Consider the following 17,780-nt stretch of genomic DNA (forward strand, 5'->3'; position numbering starts at 1 on the left):
TTATGTCAACCTTAACTATTGAAAATATCTGTAGTGATTATCAAGGTCAAGTGATCTTGCGTCATTTGGATCTTACCTTACTGCAAGGTGAAATTGTCGCATTATTAGGCCCCAGTGGTTGTGGCAAAACCACACTGTTGCGCGTGATTGCAGGTTTGCAAACTATTAGCCAAGGCTGTATCAGTATTAGTGGCCAGGTGATGAGCAGTGATGACGTGTTTGTGGCCAGTGAGCAACGTGGTGTCGGCATGATTTTTCAAGACTATGCCTTATTTCCACACTTAACCGTGGCGGATAATATTTTATTTGGCGTTAAAAACCTTAATGCAAAGGAGCGCCTAACTCGGTTGGATGAGATGCTTGATCTGGTTAAATTAACTAGCTTGGCATCTCGTTATCCTCATGAATTATCTGGCGGACAGCAGCAGCGAGTTTCGATTGCGCGTGCCTTAGCTTATCAACCTGAATTATTATTACTTGATGAACCTTTTTCCAATATTGATGCGCAGGTACGTAACGAGATGATGCTGGAAATTCGTGCCATATTGAAAAAGCGAAATGTGAGTGCGGTGTTTGTGACTCACAGTAAAGATGAGGCATTTGTATTCGCAGATAAACTGGCATTATTTAAAGATGGCGCCATTATTCAACATGGCAAAGCTGAAACCTTATACCGTTCACCAAAAGAGCGCTACGTGGCTGATTTTTTAGGAGCTGGTAATTATTTACCTGTTACTGTAACGACTCGTTATCAAGTCGATTATGCTCTTGGCACTCTTAATAGTACTGAAAAATTACCTTGGCCTATTGGAAGCCAAGGGCAAGTATTATTAAGGCCACAGCAAATTGAAGTTCATTCTAATATCGATGGTCTTGGCTGCATTGTTGAAAGGCATTTTCTAGGTGCTGTATGCCATTATCAAGTTAAAATTGGCGCTGATATTTTGGATGTAAGTAGCCAATCAACGACACTAATACCAGGTCAACGAGTTGATATTCGCATTGCGCCACATCCGCTAGTCATTTTTAATTAACGATTGATGTGGTCATCTTAATTTTTGGGCATAATTGTTAACTTCCGCCCTAGATAATAACCCGTTATAAAATCGTTTACTGTCTAGTCCACTGTGCTGCATTAATTTAAAATAGACCATCACTTGCAGCAGCAGGGTAAGAGCATGAAAATTCACTTTCTTTTCGTGCTTAGAAACTGATATTCAAGCTCATTAATTAAGCAAAACCACCACTATTAATCCCAGCTAAATATACAGTAAAGTCCTTGGATAACCCTCTTTCACAAACATCAATCGCTGTAATATACCCAAATGCTGGAATTGGTTTTTCTAACCAAGCAGAAATGCCTTCATAGTCTCCCGCCCAAGGCTGTAGTAAAGAGAAAATATACGCTATATCTTGATCTGAAAAATAACGGCTTAGTAATTTTCTAATTTTTGCTGTTCGTTCATTTAAGTTACTGTCCTCTTAAAGCCCAAAAATTTGTTAATAGGCTGTCTAAAAATTCACATGTCATTTGAGTCATCCGCTCGTCACTTAACCCCGACAATCTAAGTATCTGCCATCGAGGAAGTATATTTGGTCTAGTCATAATCATGACGTGAGTAATCCTTCTTATTTGATAATCAGTAATACTTTCAGAGTAACGGGCAAGATAGATTGAAGCCAAGGACAGTTTATATAAATACTTCTCCACTGACGTTCCAGTATCTAATTGAGAAACAAGCCATTTCATCGATAATCGAGGCCCCGAAACATCATCAGAATGTTTGTCGATTATACGAATAAGAGCTCTAACAATTTCCATATCCCTGCTTTTCCAATCAACTCTATTGTTTACTACGGGAATAGGACGCTTGTATTTGTTATTAGTGTTAAGCAACCAATCTCTATTGTGGCGGTATAACCAAATATACTCAAGTGAATTCAAACTGCAGGTTTTAATTTCTGAAAGTTATCATTAATTGTATCACCGAGCGTGTCAGCAATATCGGGGAGGGTGATGCTAAAAAAGTCAGTGATTTTTCGTCGGAATTCTTTTGTCGTTGCGAAGTATTGCCCATTCCTCGCATGTTTATTCATCACCTTCCACAATCGTTCTATTGGGTTTAAATTTGGACTATAAGGCGGCAGGTAATGCAATGTTATATTCAGATGTTCAGCCTCTTTAACCACTAAGGCATTTCGATGGTATCCAGCGCCATCAAGCACCAAATGGATAACACCACTTGTTGAGTAACGCGCTCTAATTTGGTTTAAAAAATCGATGATGGATGCACCGTTAACCGTTTTGCTATATTGCTCAATGACCGCTTCTGTTAAGTGACCAAGTCGGATTGCACCAACCACGTTAATACGGGTTCGGCTTCCCGTCGTTTCTATCGGTTTATCAACGCCTTTTTTTATCCAGCCAGCGGTGATTTTTGTGGCTTGGGTCGGATGAACCGCATCCATAAATAATAACGGTTCATCAGGGGTTAACGAGGATTTTAGTTGCTCATAATATTCAATGAAAGCCGTTTGTTTGTCTTCATCAAATTTGTGAGGAACCCCTTTAGGGTTTTTATAGCTGAACTGATGTTTATGCAGCCATTTATTGAGACCTGACACTGTGTACTTAATCTGAAATTGTTCTGAGATATAAGCGACTATTTGATGGCTATGCAAGTAGGTCACCTCACACAGGTGTGCAATCAATAGTTCAGTTTGCTCTTGACTCAGATAGCTTAAGGAGCCGCCACTATTACACGTGAGTTTTTGGTCGTGAGCATAGGCATCAATGTATCGAACTACGGTCGTTTCGTGAATACGTAACGCTTGGGCAATCATTGGCGTTGGCCAATTTTCATCGCGTAGTAAAATGGCTTTAATGCGATCACACTCACGCCTATCACTCGAGCTTTTATGTCGAGTTTCCAATGCTACTTTTTGTTCTGGCGAGAGTGTAATTTGTTTCATAGGGCTATGATGATCCCATTTGGGACAAAATCAAGCATTTTCAATGATCACGGGTATAGAAGTGAGATTTGCTATGAAAATGCCTGAAACGAGTTTTTTTGAATGGCAACGTCAATTCAGCGCTGAAACTGATTGCTTAAATCACATTAAGAAAATGAGATGGCCTAATGGTTTTGTTTGCCCTAGATGCTCTTGTGAGCATGCCTATGAGCTTACAACCCGCAATGTATATGAATGCAGTCAATGTCATAAACAAACATCGGTCACAGCAGACACATTATTCCACGGTAGCCGTATTCCTATCACTAAGTGGTTTTGGGCTATCTACTTTTTAGGCTCAGATAAAGGCAGTATTTCAGCATTAAGACTGAGTAAGCACATTGAAGTTAATTGGCGAACGGCACGTTTGATATTAAGTAAGCTGAGAACAGCTATGGGCCATAGAGACAGCTTATATAGACTGTCAGGGGTCATTGAAATTGATGATGCGTTAGTGGGTGGCAAAAGCAAGGGCAAGCGTGGACGTGGAGCAGGAGGTAAAACACCTGTTTTAGTTGCCGTTGAAAGCAAAGGATAAAAGAGCTGGATTTATTGCTATGCAGGCTGCAAATAGCGTTTGCCATGATAGTGTTGAACAGTTCGTTACCAAACACTTAAGATACAGCAAAAAGTGCATACAGACGGCTTACCTGCGTTGAACATTATAGATAAGACTCAACAACATGAAGCGAGGGTTACCCCCAGTGAGCTTGTTGATGAATGGCTGCCTTGGGTTCATATTGCCATTGGTAACTTAAAAGCATTTTTACTTGGGACATTCCATAGTGTTTCAGGAAAGTACCTGCAAGAATACCTGAGTGAGTTCTGTTATCGGTTCAATCGTAGAAAAATGGAAAGAGAAATACCTAACAGATTGTTAAATTTGGCAATCATTCACACGCCAATACATTCTTACTGAGCCAACTGCATAGGCATGTTAAGTTTTGATTGTCTCGAATGAAGAAATCTGCAGCTTTTTTAGGATTTCATTATCCCTCATCGCTTGCTTTAGGTAAGCGATCATTCTGGGGTTAGATCACCCCATTCAAGCCAGATCTGACGTTAAAAAATTATCAGCGAACTTTTCTTTCCATATTCTCGGGGTAAGCTCTGCTACTTTTGAAGCGGGATGTATGCTGACACGTTGCAATACATCAACAAGGTAGTGGTAGGGATTGATTTCTTGTAGACGACAAGTGACAAGTAAACTTTGTAAAATACCTAGCTGCTCTGCGCCTAATTCGCTCCAACAAAACAAATAATTCTTGCGTCCCATAGGGATAACACGCAATGCCCGCTCAAGGTGGTTGGTATCCATGGCAACAGCGGGATTTGACAAGAACACTTTCAATTCAACTTGGCGCTCATTCACATAATTTAAGGCTTTGCTTAAGGGGTTTTGGGGTGTTAAATCGGTTCGCTGTCGTTGCTCATAAACCCAGTTGAAAAATTCAGTAACAAGTGGCTCGCTGTGCTTTTGCCGATAGGTTAAGGTATCCGCAGGCTCGGTTATCTTGTCTTTGATGTGTTTTTCAACTTTATAAAGCAATGCTATTTGGTCAATAGCCGCCTGTGCTGCTATTGGCTCAATCAGTAACGCTCTATCAAAATAACGCCTTGCATGTACCCAACAAGTAGCATGCGTAACCGTTTTTTCTTTTTCATTCAATTTTGCCACTGTTTTACTGTAAGCGGCATAACCATCGGTCAATAAAGTGCCGGTAAAGCCTTCGAGCTGATTTTGGGCATGCAAAAAGCCTCGGCTACTCGACCAAGTAAAGGCGATTTCATTGTTGTCACCGAACATCGGCCAGAAATAGGTTTGTTTCATTTTGCCTTTGCCTTTGCTTTTTCTGCCTGCTTTTATGGGGACTTCATCCATGGCAAGGGTTTGACTGTTGATAATAGACTTTAGATTAGCCTGGTAGATAGGCCGGAGCAGTTCAATGCCTTTTTGTACCCAGTTAATTAAGGTGGCTCGGCTGATATGAACACCTGAATCAATCATCCGTTGGTGTTGCCGATAAAGTGGCAGATGATACACCCCTTTATCAACCATAAGTCCTGCAATCAGGGAAACATCGGCGTAACATCCCTCAAGTACATTACTCGGTGCTGATGGCGTTTTCACCGTTTGCTCACGTTTATGGCGAACAATAGGACGACGGTAAATTAATATCGTATAACTGCCGGGTTGTTGCGCTAAGCGGTTAGTTTCTTTATAGCCGATGATTTCATAGTGCTCAGCGTCATCACCCTGTAACTCAGGTGCGGGAATATCGATAACTTTAGTCGGAACAGACGCATCAAAACGTAAACCCGTGTCATTGACTTCATCGCCATTGAGTTGTTTGTTTGATTTGCGTTTGTGGGCTTTGATGTCGGTGGAGGTATCGATTGATACAACAGCTTTATCTGTAGCAAATAATGAGCCCTGAGCGCCCAATTTATCGAATAATTGTTTTTCTGATTTACGACCAAAAAGTTGACGTTTAAACCAATCCAACTGCTGTTTAAACACAAGAATATCTTCTTCGAGTGCTTGAATTTTAGTTTGCTGTAACTGATTGATTTCGGTAATTTTCATACCAAGTATTATAACAAAAACTACCGACTATAGCGCTTACTTTTGAGTGCTTTTTGCCAATTAATCCCCTCAATTAAACACTGTAATTGCGCCCAATTGAGTGACATTTTATCTTCATCACTGGTAACGCGATGAAACTGACCTTGCTCAAGGCGTTTGCTCCATAAACAGTAACCGCCACGACTGTAGTAAAGAATTTTGATGTGAGTTCGCCGCTTATTGATAAACACAAACAACTCACCACTGCTGGCTGGTCGCTTGAGTTTTGATTGCGCCAATGCGGCTAACCCATCAAATTGCTTGCGCATATCAACGGGATGAGCGTAAAGCCATACCGATAAGTTGGGCTCTTGCAGTAACATCAAGTATTCATCATGCGCAAAACTACGCCGTTAGGTAGTGATAATTCAATATCCCAAGGTGACGCTGCGACGTTCGGCTCTGGGCTGATACTGTGCCAATCGTCCTGAGCACTTTCGCTAATGATAGGTTTACTAGTGATTGAAGGAAGTGATGGCTGGTTTGTTAACCGTTTACGCCAAGCATAAAAGCTTGAGAGGGTAATTTGTTGTTGTTTACAGAAGGTAGCGACTTGCAATTCGCTTGGTGCATGCTGCTCGATTATTGCTTGCCATTGCTTAGGCGTTCTGTGGACATTTGCCATTTGTTTTATCTGTGAGTGAATAATGGCATTATTTTAGAGGATTTTGGAGGGGATGGAATACGGCCTGTAATGATCGCTTACTGCTTTAGTTGGGCTTCTAAGAGTTGAATTCTTCGTTGGTCTTCAGTTAATGCTTTGGCATTTTCAGGGGTTTTACCTGCTAATTCAGATTGGTACTGCCATTTCCATCGAGACACTGCAGATTTACCCGCACCAGGCATGTCTTCGATTTGTTTATTGGTGTAACCCTGTTCGACCATCAGCTTGGCATATTCTAGTTTTTGCAGCGGGCTGACAGTGACTTTCGTTTTTCTAATCATAATAAATACCTTTAAGATTTTGCTTATTTTAAGCTATAAATCTCTACAGTTTCATTAGATCATTACAAATGGATCGATTCGCGATACCACCACATGGTTATCTAAATCATAGGTAAAGGCGAATCACTGATTATCTATCATCTACAAGGCTACATATTAACATACAAGGCCACTGATCTTAAACAACGCTAGATCAGTCTGGCTTTATGATGATTACCACGAACTTCAGGTGGAACTTGATTGATCTAACATTTCTGAACTTCCCTATCTCAATCCATTATTTTTATATCACTATGTTGATCCAGAACAAAGAAATGGATAATACGAATCATTATCATTCATCCCACAAAAGGAAGCTGTTATGCCGCCTTATTTCTGTTTATAGAGGTTAATATGTCGTATTTTAAACCCTTTGCTATCACCACTAGTTTTATTTTTTTTACCTACAGTGGCATCGCGCTTGCTGAAGACGATATGCATAATTCACATCATGTGGTTCCCCAAGGTATCTCCCAAGTCGAACTTTCGGTAGATCTAGGTTGGGAGTCGAAATATGTATCAGAGGGACGCGACAACCTCGACAGTGGTGGGATCTATTGGAGCGGTATTGCTGCTCAGTATCAAGATGTAAATGCCTACGCCAGAGTTGGTCGTGCCGACAACGAACACTACACTGAATGGCAATTTGGATTAGAGTACTGCATCACACTCAGCGACAACTTTGATGCAGCGATTGGCTACCAACGTCTAGAATTTTATGGCGACGAAGGTGCTAGCGACAATGAGCTGTTCAGCTCCATTACTTACTCAGGCATTGAATGGCTGACTCCATCGATTAACTACACCTACTCAACTGAAGCAGGCGGCTATTTTATCGAACTAAGCTTACACAGCTCTTGGGATCTCTCCAAAGCTTGGAACGTCACACCTTATCTCACTCAAGGTATCGATTACCAATATGTAACCGAAACTCATAACGGCCGTAACAACTTGCAGTTTGGCGTAGAGTCTGCATATGCGCTGACGCCAACATTAAACATTTCAGGACATGTCAGTCAAAGTATCGCCCAGCAAGATATCGAGCAAGAAGTTGGTTATAGCAGCTCAAAGCTTAACGAAACCTTTGCTGGGGTTTCTATCAACTGGCTGTTCTAGAATCATATTGGAAAGACAAGGAATGTCTCCCCCTATCAGGGAAAATTGATCTATATCAAATAACTCCAAATTACTAATAAAAATTAGCTTAGAAGCTACTAAATAAACTGCAATAGTAATGATTATCATTTAGACTCAATTATAATAGTTATTTCCATTTGAAGCTTGTTGTTCTCAGCCGTAACGCCTGATTTTCAACAAGCGTTCAAGAATAAGTAGACCCATTTGTTGGAGTTGAAATTATGATCAAAGCCGTGTTTAGTCTATTACCGAATATCTTAGCAAAACTGTCAAGCTCAAAAAATCAGACGACAATACAAAATCGTCAAGTAAAAAAACTATATAACGCTGAACTGAGTAGGATGTACACAATTGAAAACGTCGCTTCAAATGATCCGAAGATGAATGATTTTCTCTTCACTTTGGGTTGTTTCAAAGGACAACAGGTAACCTTGATATCTCATTTATCTGGCAATTACGTTATAGCTGTAAAGGATGCTAGGTACAGTATTGATGCTGATTTAGCAAAAGCTATCATACTCGTTTAAATAGAAAGCGTTCACATAAATTAACTTAAAATCTAAATTGGAATAAATCGTGAAAATAGCACTAGCAGGCAATCCAAACAGCGGTAAAACCACACTATTTAATGCCATAACTGGAAAAATGGAACATGTAGGCAATTGGGCTGGTGTAACCGTTAGTAAAAAAGAAGGCATAATCAAAGAAGCTTTAACTCAAACTACTAATGCAATTACAGTCGTAGATTTACCTGGTTCATATTCAATGTCACCATTTTCTTCCGAAGAAACAATCACTCAAAATTTCATAAAGGGCGAAGCCCCAGACGTTATTATAAATGTTGTTGATTCAACAAACCTGAATCGAAGCCTATTCTTTACCACGCAGCTGTTAGATCTTGGCGTTCCGGTTATTGTTGCACTAAATAAATATGATTTAACTCGGGACAAAAAAAATCAAATCAACTTACAGGAGTTAAGTCGGTTGTTGAGGTGCCCTGTAGTTGAGACAATCTCGTTACGAAGTGAAGGCAATGGATTGGACACATTAATTGCTAAATCTATAGCGATAAAAGGTCAATCGCAAACAGCCCCATTCAGCCTTCAGAACGTTGATTTAAATGATAGAAACTCAGTAGAAGTGGATAATACGAAACGATTTGAGTTTGTGAAAAATATAGTGAAAGCAGTCGAAACAAGGCAAGTTGAAAGCTCTAAGCAGACGACACAAGATTCAATAGATCGGGTTTTAGCTGATAAATGGATGGGACTTCCGATATTTGCATTGGTTATGTGGAGCATTTTCTCTATTTCTCAAACCCACTTAGGTCCAGTCTTGGCTGATGTTCTAGGTGGATGGATAGATGGTCTGTACTCTCTAGTAGAGCAGTTACTTGGTGATGACGTTTCTCCTTTATTAAGATCATTACTTTTAGATGGTATTATTGGAGGCGTTGGTGCAGTTGTTGGTTTTCTGCCTCTAATAATGGTTCTCTTTTTCTTATTAGCACTGCTTGAAGACAGTGGTTATATGGCTCGAGTAGCTGTTGTAATGGACCGTTTTTTCAAAACAGTAGGCCTGTCTGGTAAGTCCATTATTCCAATGGTTATTGGTACTGGCTGTTCTATTCCTGGAATAATGGCAACCAGAACGATACAAAACGAAAGACAAAGAAGAACGACTGCAATGCTGACTCCCTTTATGCCTTGTGGAGCTAAACTGCCTGTAATAGCTTTGTTTGCGGGAGTATTTTTCAATGACTCTGCATGGGTAGGGACCCTCATGTACTTTGTAGGTATTGCTATCATTATTATCAGTGCATTGATAATAGGAAAAATTACAGGAGAAAAAAATTCACGACCTTTTTTCATATTGGAATTACCCGAATACCGATTTCCCAGCATCAAAAGAGCAACAGAGTCAACTCTTTCACGTGCTAAAGCTTTCATTATTAAAGCCGGTACCATAATCCTTGTATGCAACGCAGCGGTTCAGATTATGCAAACTTTCAATTGGCAATTTCAAGTTGTTGCTGAAGGTGCTGAGGGCTCAAGTATCTTAGCCGGATTAGCTTCGCCATTTGCTATGATATTAATCCCCCTAGGCTTTGGAGTATGGCAGCTTGCGGCAGCGGCTATCACAGGATTTATCGCCAAAGAAAATGTAGTAGGGACACTTGCAGTTGTATACGGGATTACTAACTTCATTGATACAGAAAAACTTGCGTTAGTTTCTGGAAGCTCCGATGTGGCAGGTATAATGGGGTTAACAACTGTCGCAGCGTTATCCTATCTCATGTTTAACCTTTTTACCCCTCCTTGTTTCGCAGCAATTGGTGCGATGAATGCTGAGTTAGAAGATAAGAAATGGTTGTGGGGAGGCGTTATATTCCAGTTTGGCATGGGTTATTTTGTTGCATTTATAACTTATCAAATCGGCACACTTTTTACTACTGGGTCATTAGGTCAAGGTTTTGTATACGGCCTTCTCACTTGTTTAGGACTTTTAGGGATTTTAATATACCTAATTAGAAAAGGTTGTACGCAAGAAGATCTAAAACTCAACAAGGGCCTTAACTAGGATATATATGACAGATGTAATTGTAGCTTTAACTATTATTATTATTCTCACGTTATCGATTGGCAAAATAGTTAGCGAAAAGCGTAGAGGAAATAAATGTATTGGTTGCCATCTTAGTGGTGAGTGCTCCTCTAAAAAAAATAAAGGCATGAAAATTAGGGGCACAAAGATAAATATCAAAGAATTGAAGTGAAAGCAATTTAGCTTCTGCAGAACCTTTCATGAAAATATAGAATGCTGCTCTATCAAGAAGTGGCATTCTAATTAGCCGCTGAAGAACATAGTGAGATGATGTTGTGGATAGGGACTAAATAGCTTCGCCCGCTCCATCATGTAAGCTTGTTTATCAAAAAACAGAGTGCTCTGCTACCAGGGCAACCGCATGAACGTTTTTCACTCACAAATTGTCCGATAAATATTCAATAATTGTACGGCCGTTAAGCTGAAAACAAACAAGCGCGGATTAATGCAATCGAGTCCACCTTCATCAAATAGGTGGATTATTAAGCACTAATGCGGTCGCCCTGGCTCTGCTACAGGGTCATCACAAGGGTTGAGCTAACTAGGCAACTTCTTGCCTAACTGATATTGCCGAGGACGGTTCATTTAGAACTCCTGGCTAAAAACCTTCTGGTTAGGATAATGAATTGCGATCCATGCATCTGTCAATGAACGGTGTTTTTCAAGGTAGTTGGCACTCTGTTAGGCGTCAACTAGCTTGTCCTATCGTATTGCCTCATTAAAAAAACATACTACATTTAAAGATTTGTTACCGCATATGTAAGTAAGAATCAAATGACATAACAGGCTAGCGCTCCTTCAGCAGTATAGTGTTTCCTACTGATTGATTTCACTTTCCTCTGGGATATTAAAATTTAAAACGGGCACTAATTCATTAATCATCAAATCACGTAGTTTTTCTTCCTGACTCGCTTGGTTTTGACGCCATAGAGCAAGTCTTCGTTGAAGTGTTCGGGTTTGCCCTATTAAAAATTTATCAGGATATTTATCCATGAGCCACAAAATTATTTTTCTAGCATTATTTTCAGGTGCTAACTCCATTCTTAATCGTATTTCATCCCAAACATCCTCGAACGGATCTTTTCGAGTTAGCCATGTCCGAGGAGATTTTCTGAAGTCAACTTTATCATTTCTATGGTAATGACGATTCACTCTATCTGTAATGATAACAGGCGGTATTTTAGATAATTGTTTTTTAACAACGTCATCAGTTACGATATAATCATCTTGAGCATGACCTCTTTTATCCCATGAGTATTTCCACAATTCATCTTGTAGTGATTCTAATTGAGCTAACAAATAAACCGGGTCTAATCTTTCATACTCTAACCTAAGTGACTCTTTTGTAGACTGATTAACATGGTCAGAAAGTAAAACGCGTTGATAAGGTGTTTTTGCATCATCATATTTCTTTGATACCTTAGCCCCAACACGTTCTTTTTCAAGTAACTTCAGCGATGGTTGATAGAAATTAACGTACATCCTGACTATGCGATACAGCCTTGCCAAAGCTTCCCAGGCTTTCCAACCTTCGTAGCGATCATAACCAACCAATCGACGTACAACAGAACCGTTTTTTTCTTCCACATGCGCCTGGTCATTTTTTCGGTGAGTTCTTGCTCTTGTAAAGGTGATATTATTTTCTTCGCAGTATTCTAATAATTCATAATTTATAAACTCACTGCCACAATCTGTGTCTACTCCCTGCATAGGGAATGGAAGTAAGTCACTAGCTACTTGTAAGCCATCAATCACGTCGCTGGCGCTTTTTCGTAACAAAGGCATGCACTCTAACCAACCAGTGGCAATATCAACTAATGTGAGCGTATTTAAAAAAGAGCCATTGGTATTGCCCCCACAATGAGCGACGAGGTCAGCTTCCAGAAATCCAGGAATAACGTCATCCCAATCAGCAAATGTTCTGACTTGAATTTGGTGCTTTAATAAATTCCCTTTACGAGTAGTGCTTACAGATTGTTTGATTTTTTCTCGTTCAGGTTTGAGGATCCTATCAACAGTAGAAGGGCTAATTTGTAGCAATTTTTCTCGTACATCAATAGGTAAGCGTAGATGACCATGACGCTCCATTGCTTCGACTAGGTAGGGTAAAAATGGCACTAGACGTTTAGAGCATATTTGATTAGCCGCATACCAAACAGCAAGTAGAGCTTGTCGTAGCTGTTCGTCGTAGCGATGGGGTGTCTTGCGATTTTTTGGAAAGATATTCTGATTGATGGTATTCAACAATTCGATAGTATATTTTCGTTCATAGCCGGTAGCAGCAACTATTCCATCAAGTATTTTCCCTTTATCTATCCAGTTAGCGTCATGATATTTTTGTTTAATGCTAGCTAACAATTCCTTTCTCGCATTTAGACTCATAGACTTAATCATATCTAGTTACCTCATCTTAAAAGAATCACAACTAGTGTTATTTTAGATGAGGCAACGACATATTAGTAGTATGGATTTAAGTGAGTCAATGCGATAGGACAAGCTAGTTGACGCCTAACATTAAACCAAGATTTCATCAAAGCAGATATCATGTTTGCATGGCTGACAGATGATGCGATGATAAGCCCTGCTCCATCGGGATTTACAAGCCTAATATTCGATAGTTTTTTATGTGATGCTGTGATCAAAAACTTGAGCACTGCCTCATTTTCGATGACCTGTTGATACGAGACATCTGAGTTTGACAATAAGTCGCTAAAGCTAGTGAATACCTGTGTGGATTTAGCATTCATAACCGAAACTTTCACATTATCAACAGCAACAATTTGAGGAATTCGACAAACTTTTTCACGAACAGCCTCTGCTAGACCATAGACATAATCACATGCGATTTTACTGTCAGATTGAATATACTTTGAAAGAACAATTGGTGCGGTATCTGAACGCCAAGGAGTTCCTGTTAATGCTAAGGTAAATTTAGCTTTATCACGAATATTTGTAAGCGGTCAATTAAGCGGTGGAGCCCGATATCATCAAGCTTTTAGATCGGCATGCCAAGGTAATAAATCACTTAAATCAGCAAATTTATCGCGTTGTGGCAGTTCCGTGAAAAGTTTTTGGAAGTAAAAGTACGGGTTAATATCGTTGGCACGGCAAGTCATCACCAAGCTATAAAGTGCAGCACTGGCTTTTGCACCATTTACCGATTGGCAGAACATCCAGTTTTTCCGCCCCGTCGTAAACGGCCTGATATCGCGTTCAGTGACATTATTATCAATGCCTAATTCACCTGATTCAAGGTAACGCCTCAGTTTTTCCCACTGATTCAATGTGTACTTGATTGCTACCCCAATTTTACTTTTGGGCAGGACTGTTTTCTCGCTTTTTTCTAACCATTCATGCAACGATGTTAAGATTGGCTCAGCCTTTTCCTGCCGGAGTGATTTTCGCTTATCGGGCGGTAATGTTTTTGCCCGCTTTTCTATTGCATACAGTTTTTGAATATAATTGATACCGACTGTTGCTTTGCCGGTTTTCTTCGGTTGCACCGCTAAGGCATCGTGGAATTTGCGTCTGGCGTGTGCCCAGCACCCGACTGGCATTATTCCTTCTATATTGTCGTAAACACTGTAACCATCACATTGTAAATATCCGGCATAATCTGCTAGAAATGCTTCTGGACAACTGCGTGCACGACTCGGTTGATAATCATAAATAACAACAGGGTTATCGCTAAATTCATTGCTGCGATAGACCCACATATAGGATTTAGTTGCTGCTTTTCTATCTGGTTCATCCAATACTTGCACCGTTGTTTCATCTGCGCACAGCGTTGATTGAGCGAGTAGATTAGCTTTCATCGCAGCAATTAACGGCCTAACTAATTCGGCACTGGCTATGCACCAATTGGCCAGTGTAGCGCGGCTAATATTTAAACCGCCACGGGCAAATATGTCGGTTAACCGATAAAGCGGTAGGGCATCACAGTATTTGGCGGTCACCACAGCCGCAAGCGCTTCAGGGCTGGCGATACTCTGGGGGATCGGCTGTGCAGGCTTAGGCGCGGTAATGACAGAGGTACTGGTTGATGTTGTTTCACATTCACGGCAAGCATACTTGGTTTGCCTGTGCTTAATGACGCTGATCTTCTCTGGAATAATGTTGACTTGTTCGCTTTCTTGCACACCGCATTCACGCATCACATGACCACAGCAATCGCACATAGGGCTGTCAAGAGTATAAGATCTTTCTTCACGTTCAAGGTGCTCAGGTAATCGTTTTCGACCCGTTTTACCTTGTTGTTTATTTTCATTTTTATTTGTGGATTGATCCTGCTCAGCTTCATTGAATGTGCCTTTCGGCATTTTCTCACTGCGTTGACCAAACTGCTTATTGCGGTTGAGTTGCAATTGTTCCAAAGCGATATTAAGGCGGTTTTCCAAGTCTTTATTTTTAGCATTGAGCACCTGATTTTCATGCTGCAACATTGCCAGCATTTTTTTTAGTTGTTCAATATTATCAGGCTGTTCAGTTGTCATTAATTAGCGTTCAAGACCAATAGATAGCGCTAGTTTGCCTGCTGTATTTGATCATGCAACCGCTATTTAGCGATCCAGTGATGATCACCTCACTGTCAGGCCATTTAAGGGTTTATGCCCATGGGATACTTCTAACGATAAGCCTGATAGTAACCAATTTAGCTGATGCTGGTTGATTGTCAGCGCGTCTTGTTCGTCGTTAGCGCCAGGCCACTTAAAGCGACCTTTTTCTAGCCGCCGATAGTAAAGCCAAAAACCATTAGTATCCCAAAATAAAATCTTAATTTTGTCCCGGTGGCGATTACAAAAAATAAACCAGGCTTGATTCAACGGATCCATTTCCAATACATCACTGACGATTAAAGATAAGCCATCAATGGCTTTACGCATGTCGGTATGGCCGGTAACAAGATAGATCTGCTTATGTGGTGTCATGCTGATAGCACGCGTAAAAATTGTTGTAATTTGCTTGGCGCTAATGAGGCTGGAAAAGAAAACAGATAGCCGTTGGGCAATGCCAGCGTGAGTGGCTGGTCAGGTTTAATTTCAGGAAAAATCAGCGGCACCACTTTTTGCTTAGTTGATGACGAATGCGGGTTAAGTTTTTTAGTCCACGCATAAAATGTAGATAGGGTTAAGTCATTGGTTTTACAAAATTCAGCTTTGGTTAATTTACTTTCAGTTTGCTGCTGAAAAATGCGTTGCCAGTATTGTATTTTATCGTTTTTTGACATGATTGTTTTCCTAGATTTAGTTAGGAAATAATCATGTCACATTTGAAGATTATTGGTATGTGCGGTTAATTGAGCGCTTACGAATATTTAGTAGAATTCGCTCACCCCAAGAATTAGCATTTTCGAGGTTTGAGCCTGCACAGTGATGGATTTCATCGAAAATTACGAATATGCGGTTTGATTTAAATAACTGCCAAAATTGGTCATCAAGATACTGAAGACTCTGGTAAGTTAACGACCGCCCCTTTGCTCCCATAAGTCCATCAAATCTTTCTCCAACTTGTGTTTCTAAGCTTTCGGCAAAATCTTGAGCAACAATCGCAGAAGGAGAAAAGCAGATAACCAAATCTATGATGTTATTTTTTAAAAGTTCATTAGCTAAAGCAGATGCCATTAATGTCTTACCGGCTCCTGGAGTAGCAAGCGTTAAAAAATGTTGATCTTCGGTATAATACTTATTCAATGCTTGATTAATACATTGCTCTTGCCAATGTCTAAGGTTCATGTTGTTCTCTGTCTAATAATATCTTCTATAGCTTTAATCTTGCCTAATAGCTTCGTATTGTTATCTCTTGCCATATGATATTTGGGTTGGATCTCGTCAACTAGTTCCGGCATGTCTAAGTAAATTTCTTTGTAGGCCTCTGACTCTCCAATGCTTTGTAACAACTCGGCCTTATAGCAAACCAACTTCTCTAATAATTTTTGATGATGGACATCTGTTTTAGTCACAGCTATTGATTCGTTACTTATAGATTTTATCTGTAAATAATTAGCATCAAAAATACTGGTTTTACTAAACCGTGTTGGGCCTTTAATTTTAGAGATATTTTTCTTCAGCCAGCCCTTTCTAACGAGCTTTAAGAGTTCAGCATAGATCATTCGTCTCACGCAACTTGGCTCAAGTTTAGGATCTTTTTTTAATACCAGAAAAGCTGACCTAACATCACTTGTAGTGAAATTGTCAAAATTTCTAGCTTCAATGACTTGAGCTACAACGGGATCTAACATTACGACAGGACCTAAAATAAACTCAATAATGGGTATTATAGGGCGTGGTGCTTACACCTCAACATGAAAATCTATTCATTTTACCTGAAGGGAAAATAGGTTGAATGATTTAGTAACTGATTTTGGCAAAATGCTAAGATTAAAGCGTAAAAATGCAGGTTATTCTCAAGAAGATTTTGCTACATTGGCTGGTATTGAAAGAGGGAACTATGGAAAAATGGAGCGTGGGCTTGTCAATGTCAAATTAGAAACGCTGTATAAACTGGCAATCGCACTCGATTGCGAATTTGATGAAATTATGCCACCTAAGTGTAGTTATAAGGTGGAAGTAAGTTAACAAGCGAGGAATATGTAATCGATATGGCTTCATCTTCATTATGTAGGTCATATGGTTTGGCTACGAGGATTAAACCTAATGGGTATAGGTTAGAGCTTCAAAAGTTACTGAGTCTTTATTATTCAAAAGAAGAAGTAATCGATTTGTCTTCACTTTTGATATCTTGGAGTGGTAGCTCTCAAGAAGCATTTAACTGGTTAAACAAACCGATTCCAGCCTTTGGTGCATTTGGTAACATGACGGCTATAGAGGCATGTGAAAAAAGATTTATCTCAGCATATTCTGACTTAAATTAAGTAAATCGAAGACGGAGGTTTTGCGTAAAACAATCGAATGTCTCTTTATATAAATGATACAAAAATCTCTAGAGATGCTAGATTAAACACTTGCTCAACCTGCAGTTAATCCTCTAGGTTACAAAAAGAGTGCAGTAAGTAACAGCTGTTCTTCGAAGGTGTGCTAGCTTTTACTTTCACAGCGTTGATCGACTTTTTATGACAATTTGTATTCTTAAATCGTTAAAATTGACTCAATTTACAAAAAAATATGACAATTGATCTGATGTATGAAATGCAAACTAAAATATGAACATAACTAACTGTTAAAGATAGTTTTTATAATTAAATGTCAACTATTTCGTCTAAAACAATTAGCAAGGGTGAATGCTTATGGGTAAAATTTACGATGGTATTAACCGTTTAAGTTTTGTCGTGGGGACTGATGGTAACGTTAGCCATGTACTCAACAAGTTCAAAACCAAAGATCATCATGAAGTGGTATTAGCGACACTGGCAGATTAATTCAGCTCAATCCCATCGTATGACAGTTACATGACCCTTGCATGA

At 39.7% G+C, this 17,780-nt stretch carries 18 protein-coding genes and 3 pseudogenes; 9 read left to right on the forward strand and 12 right to left on the reverse strand.

Going from position 1 to position 17,780, the window contains the following annotated elements:
• The first annotated feature begins 2 nt into the window (after positions 1-2).
• Positions 3-1,034, forward strand: coding sequence for an ABC transporter ATP-binding protein (locus tag EGC80_RS17300; RefSeq protein ID WP_124011553.1), 1,032 nt, complete (start codon positions 3-5; stop codon positions 1,032-1,034).
• A 437-nt stretch (positions 1,035-1,471) separates the two neighbouring features.
• On the opposite strand, the gene EGC80_RS23060 is transcribed toward EGC80_RS17300, so the two are convergent.
• On the reverse strand, positions 1,472-1,945 hold the full coding sequence (locus EGC80_RS23060) for a TnsD family Tn7-like transposition protein (RefSeq protein ID WP_164839488.1): 474 nt from the start codon (positions 1,943-1,945) through the stop codon (positions 1,472-1,474).
• Positions 1,942-2,973, reverse strand: a complete 1,032-nt coding sequence (locus EGC80_RS17315) for an IS630 family transposase (RefSeq protein ID WP_124011554.1) — start codon at positions 2,971-2,973, stop codon at positions 1,942-1,944. The genes EGC80_RS23060 and EGC80_RS17315 overlap by 4 nt, the downstream gene beginning before the upstream one ends.
• Before the next feature lie 79 nt (positions 2,974-3,052).
• Here EGC80_RS17315 and EGC80_RS17320 point away from each other — a divergent pair.
• Positions 3,053-3,931, forward strand: a pseudogene (locus EGC80_RS17320) (IS1595 family transposase).
• Between the two features lie 126 nt (positions 3,932-4,057).
• On the opposite strand, the gene tnpC (EGC80_RS17325) reads toward EGC80_RS17320, so the two are convergent.
• From tnpC (EGC80_RS17325) to EGC80_RS17340, 4 genes and pseudogenes are all read right to left on the reverse strand, one after another.
• Complete coding sequence (gene tnpC, locus EGC80_RS17325) at positions 4,058-5,599, reverse strand: IS66 family transposase (protein WP_124693500.1); 1,542 nt, start codon at positions 5,597-5,599, stop codon at positions 4,058-4,060.
• 20 nt (positions 5,600-5,619) lie between these two features.
• Positions 5,620-5,961 carry an IS66 family insertion sequence element accessory protein TnpB gene (gene tnpB / locus EGC80_RS17330; protein ID WP_124011556.1) on the reverse strand — a complete coding sequence of 114 codons (342 nt, stop codon included), beginning with the start codon at positions 5,959-5,961 and terminating at the stop codon, positions 5,620-5,622.
• On the reverse strand, positions 5,961-6,263 hold the full coding sequence (gene tnpA / locus EGC80_RS17335; RefSeq protein WP_124011557.1) for an IS66 family insertion sequence element accessory protein TnpA: 303 nt from the start codon (positions 6,261-6,263) through the stop codon (positions 5,961-5,963). The genes tnpB (EGC80_RS17330) and tnpA (EGC80_RS17335) overlap by 1 nt, the downstream gene beginning before the upstream one ends.
• Positions 6,264-6,343: 80 nt before the next feature.
• Positions 6,344-6,583, reverse strand: a pseudogene (locus EGC80_RS17340) (IS3-like element ISSde8 family transposase); the annotation flags it as partial.
• Positions 6,584-6,976: 393 nt separating this feature from the next.
• On the opposite strand from EGC80_RS17340, the gene EGC80_RS17345 reads away from it, so the two are divergent.
• From EGC80_RS17345 to EGC80_RS17360, 4 genes are all read left to right on the forward strand, one after another.
• On the forward strand, positions 6,977-7,738 hold the full coding sequence (locus EGC80_RS17345; RefSeq protein WP_124011558.1) for a hypothetical protein: 762 nt from the start codon (positions 6,977-6,979) through the stop codon (positions 7,736-7,738).
• A 242-nt stretch (positions 7,739-7,980) separates the two neighbouring features.
• Positions 7,981-8,286 carry a FeoA family protein gene (locus EGC80_RS17350; RefSeq protein WP_124011559.1) on the forward strand — a complete coding sequence of 102 codons (306 nt, stop codon included), beginning with the start codon at positions 7,981-7,983 and terminating at the stop codon, positions 8,284-8,286.
• A 49-nt stretch (positions 8,287-8,335) separates the two neighbouring features.
• Positions 8,336-10,339: a ferrous iron transport protein B gene (gene feoB, locus EGC80_RS17355; protein WP_124011560.1), complete on the forward strand. Its 2,004-nt coding sequence runs from the start codon at positions 8,336-8,338 to the stop codon at positions 10,337-10,339.
• Between the two features lie 7 nt (positions 10,340-10,346).
• On the forward strand, positions 10,347-10,532 hold the full coding sequence (locus EGC80_RS17360; RefSeq protein WP_124011561.1) for a hypothetical protein: 186 nt from the start codon (positions 10,347-10,349) through the stop codon (positions 10,530-10,532).
• Between the two features lie 644 nt (positions 10,533-11,176).
• Here EGC80_RS17360 and EGC80_RS17365 read toward each other — a convergent pair.
• The 6 genes from EGC80_RS17365 to EGC80_RS17390 form a co-directional block, all read right to left on the reverse strand.
• The gene (locus tag EGC80_RS17365) at positions 11,177-12,754 is read right to left on the reverse strand and encodes an integrase catalytic domain-containing protein (protein WP_124011562.1); all 1,578 of its coding nucleotides are present in this window, start codon (positions 12,752-12,754) and stop codon (positions 11,177-11,179) included.
• Between the two features lie 593 nt (positions 12,755-13,347).
• On the reverse strand, positions 13,348-14,853 hold the full coding sequence (gene tnpC, locus EGC80_RS17370) for an IS66 family transposase (RefSeq protein WP_124011563.1): 1,506 nt from the start codon (positions 14,851-14,853) through the stop codon (positions 13,348-13,350).
• Between the two features lie 84 nt (positions 14,854-14,937).
• Positions 14,938-15,288 (reverse strand): IS66 family insertion sequence element accessory protein TnpB, encoded by a 351-nt coding sequence (tnpB, locus tag EGC80_RS17375; RefSeq protein ID WP_124011564.1) that lies wholly within the window; start codon positions 15,286-15,288, stop codon positions 14,938-14,940.
• Positions 15,285-15,587 (reverse strand): IS66 family insertion sequence element accessory protein TnpA, encoded by a 303-nt coding sequence (tnpA, locus tag EGC80_RS17380; RefSeq protein ID WP_124011565.1) that lies wholly within the window; start codon positions 15,585-15,587, stop codon positions 15,285-15,287. The genes tnpB (EGC80_RS17375) and tnpA (EGC80_RS17380) overlap by 4 nt, the downstream gene beginning before the upstream one ends.
• Positions 15,588-15,636: 49 nt before the next feature.
• Positions 15,637-16,092 carry a DEAD/DEAH box helicase gene (locus tag EGC80_RS17385; RefSeq protein ID WP_124011566.1) on the reverse strand — a complete coding sequence of 152 codons (456 nt, stop codon included), beginning with the start codon at positions 16,090-16,092 and terminating at the stop codon, positions 15,637-15,639.
• A complete protein-coding gene (locus EGC80_RS17390) occupies positions 16,089-16,598 on the reverse strand; it encodes a hypothetical protein (protein ID WP_124011567.1) in 510 nt (169 codons plus the stop codon). The genes EGC80_RS17385 and EGC80_RS17390 overlap by 4 nt, the downstream gene beginning before the upstream one ends.
• 100 nt (positions 16,599-16,698) lie before the next feature.
• Between EGC80_RS17390 and EGC80_RS17395 the strand changes: the two genes are divergently transcribed.
• The 3 genes and pseudogenes from EGC80_RS17395 to EGC80_RS17405 form a co-directional block, all read left to right on the forward strand.
• Entirely contained in the window at positions 16,699-16,935 is a 237-nt protein-coding gene (locus EGC80_RS17395) for a helix-turn-helix domain-containing protein (RefSeq protein WP_123882985.1), read from the forward strand.
• A 23-nt stretch (positions 16,936-16,958) separates the two neighbouring features.
• Positions 16,959-17,231: a hypothetical protein gene (locus EGC80_RS17400; RefSeq protein WP_124011568.1), complete on the forward strand. Its 273-nt coding sequence runs from the start codon at positions 16,959-16,961 to the stop codon at positions 17,229-17,231.
• Positions 17,232-17,603: 372 nt separating this feature from the next.
• Positions 17,604-17,735: pseudogene (locus EGC80_RS17405) on the forward strand (thioredoxin-dependent thiol peroxidase); the annotation flags it as partial.
• Positions 17,736-17,780: the final 45 nt, after the last annotated feature.

It is taken from the genome of Shewanella psychromarinicola, from assembly GCF_003855155.1.
In the GTDB taxonomy this organism is placed as follows: Bacteria; Pseudomonadota; Gammaproteobacteria; order Enterobacterales; family Shewanellaceae; genus Shewanella; species Shewanella psychromarinicola.

Bases quoted from the DNA above. Each gene is read 5' to 3' on its own strand.
- EGC80_RS17300 (WP_124011553.1), top strand. From the start codon at position 3: ATGTCAACCTTAACTATTGAAAATATCTGTAGTGATTATCAAGGTCAA.
- EGC80_RS17315 (WP_124011554.1), bottom strand. From the start codon at position 2,973: ATGAAACAAATTACACTCTCGCCAGAACAAAAAGTAGCATTGGAAACT.
- tnpC (WP_124693500.1), bottom strand. From the start codon at position 5,599: ATGAAAATTACCGAAATCAATCAGTTACAGCAAACTAAAATTCAAGCA.
- tnpB (WP_124011556.1), bottom strand. From the start codon at position 5,961: ATGTTACTGCAAGAGCCCAACTTATCGGTATGGCTTTACGCTCATCCC.
- tnpA (WP_124011557.1), bottom strand. From the start codon at position 6,263: ATGGCAAATGTCCACAGAACGCCTAAGCAATGGCAAGCAATAATCGAG.
- EGC80_RS17345 (WP_124011558.1), top strand. From the start codon at position 6,977: ATGTCGTATTTTAAACCCTTTGCTATCACCACTAGTTTTATTTTTTTT.
- EGC80_RS17350 (WP_124011559.1), top strand. From the start codon at position 7,981: ATGATCAAAGCCGTGTTTAGTCTATTACCGAATATCTTAGCAAAACTG.
- EGC80_RS17360 (WP_124011561.1), top strand. From the start codon at position 10,347: ATGACAGATGTAATTGTAGCTTTAACTATTATTATTATTCTCACGTTA.
- EGC80_RS17365 (WP_124011562.1), bottom strand. From the start codon at position 12,754: ATGATTAAGTCTATGAGTCTAAATGCGAGAAAGGAATTGTTAGCTAGC.
- tnpC (WP_124011563.1), bottom strand. From the start codon at position 14,853: ATGACAACTGAACAGCCTGATAATATTGAACAACTAAAAAAAATGCTG.
- tnpB (WP_124011564.1), bottom strand. From the start codon at position 15,288: ATGACACCACATAAGCAGATCTATCTTGTTACCGGCCATACCGACATG.
- tnpA (WP_124011565.1), bottom strand. From the start codon at position 15,587: ATGTCAAAAAACGATAAAATACAATACTGGCAACGCATTTTTCAGCAG.
- EGC80_RS17385 (WP_124011566.1), bottom strand. From the start codon at position 16,092: ATGAACCTTAGACATTGGCAAGAGCAATGTATTAATCAAGCATTGAAT.
- EGC80_RS17390 (WP_124011567.1), bottom strand. From the start codon at position 16,598: ATGTTAGATCCCGTTGTAGCTCAAGTCATTGAAGCTAGAAATTTTGAC.
- EGC80_RS17400 (WP_124011568.1), top strand. From the start codon at position 16,959: ATGGCTTCATCTTCATTATGTAGGTCATATGGTTTGGCTACGAGGATT.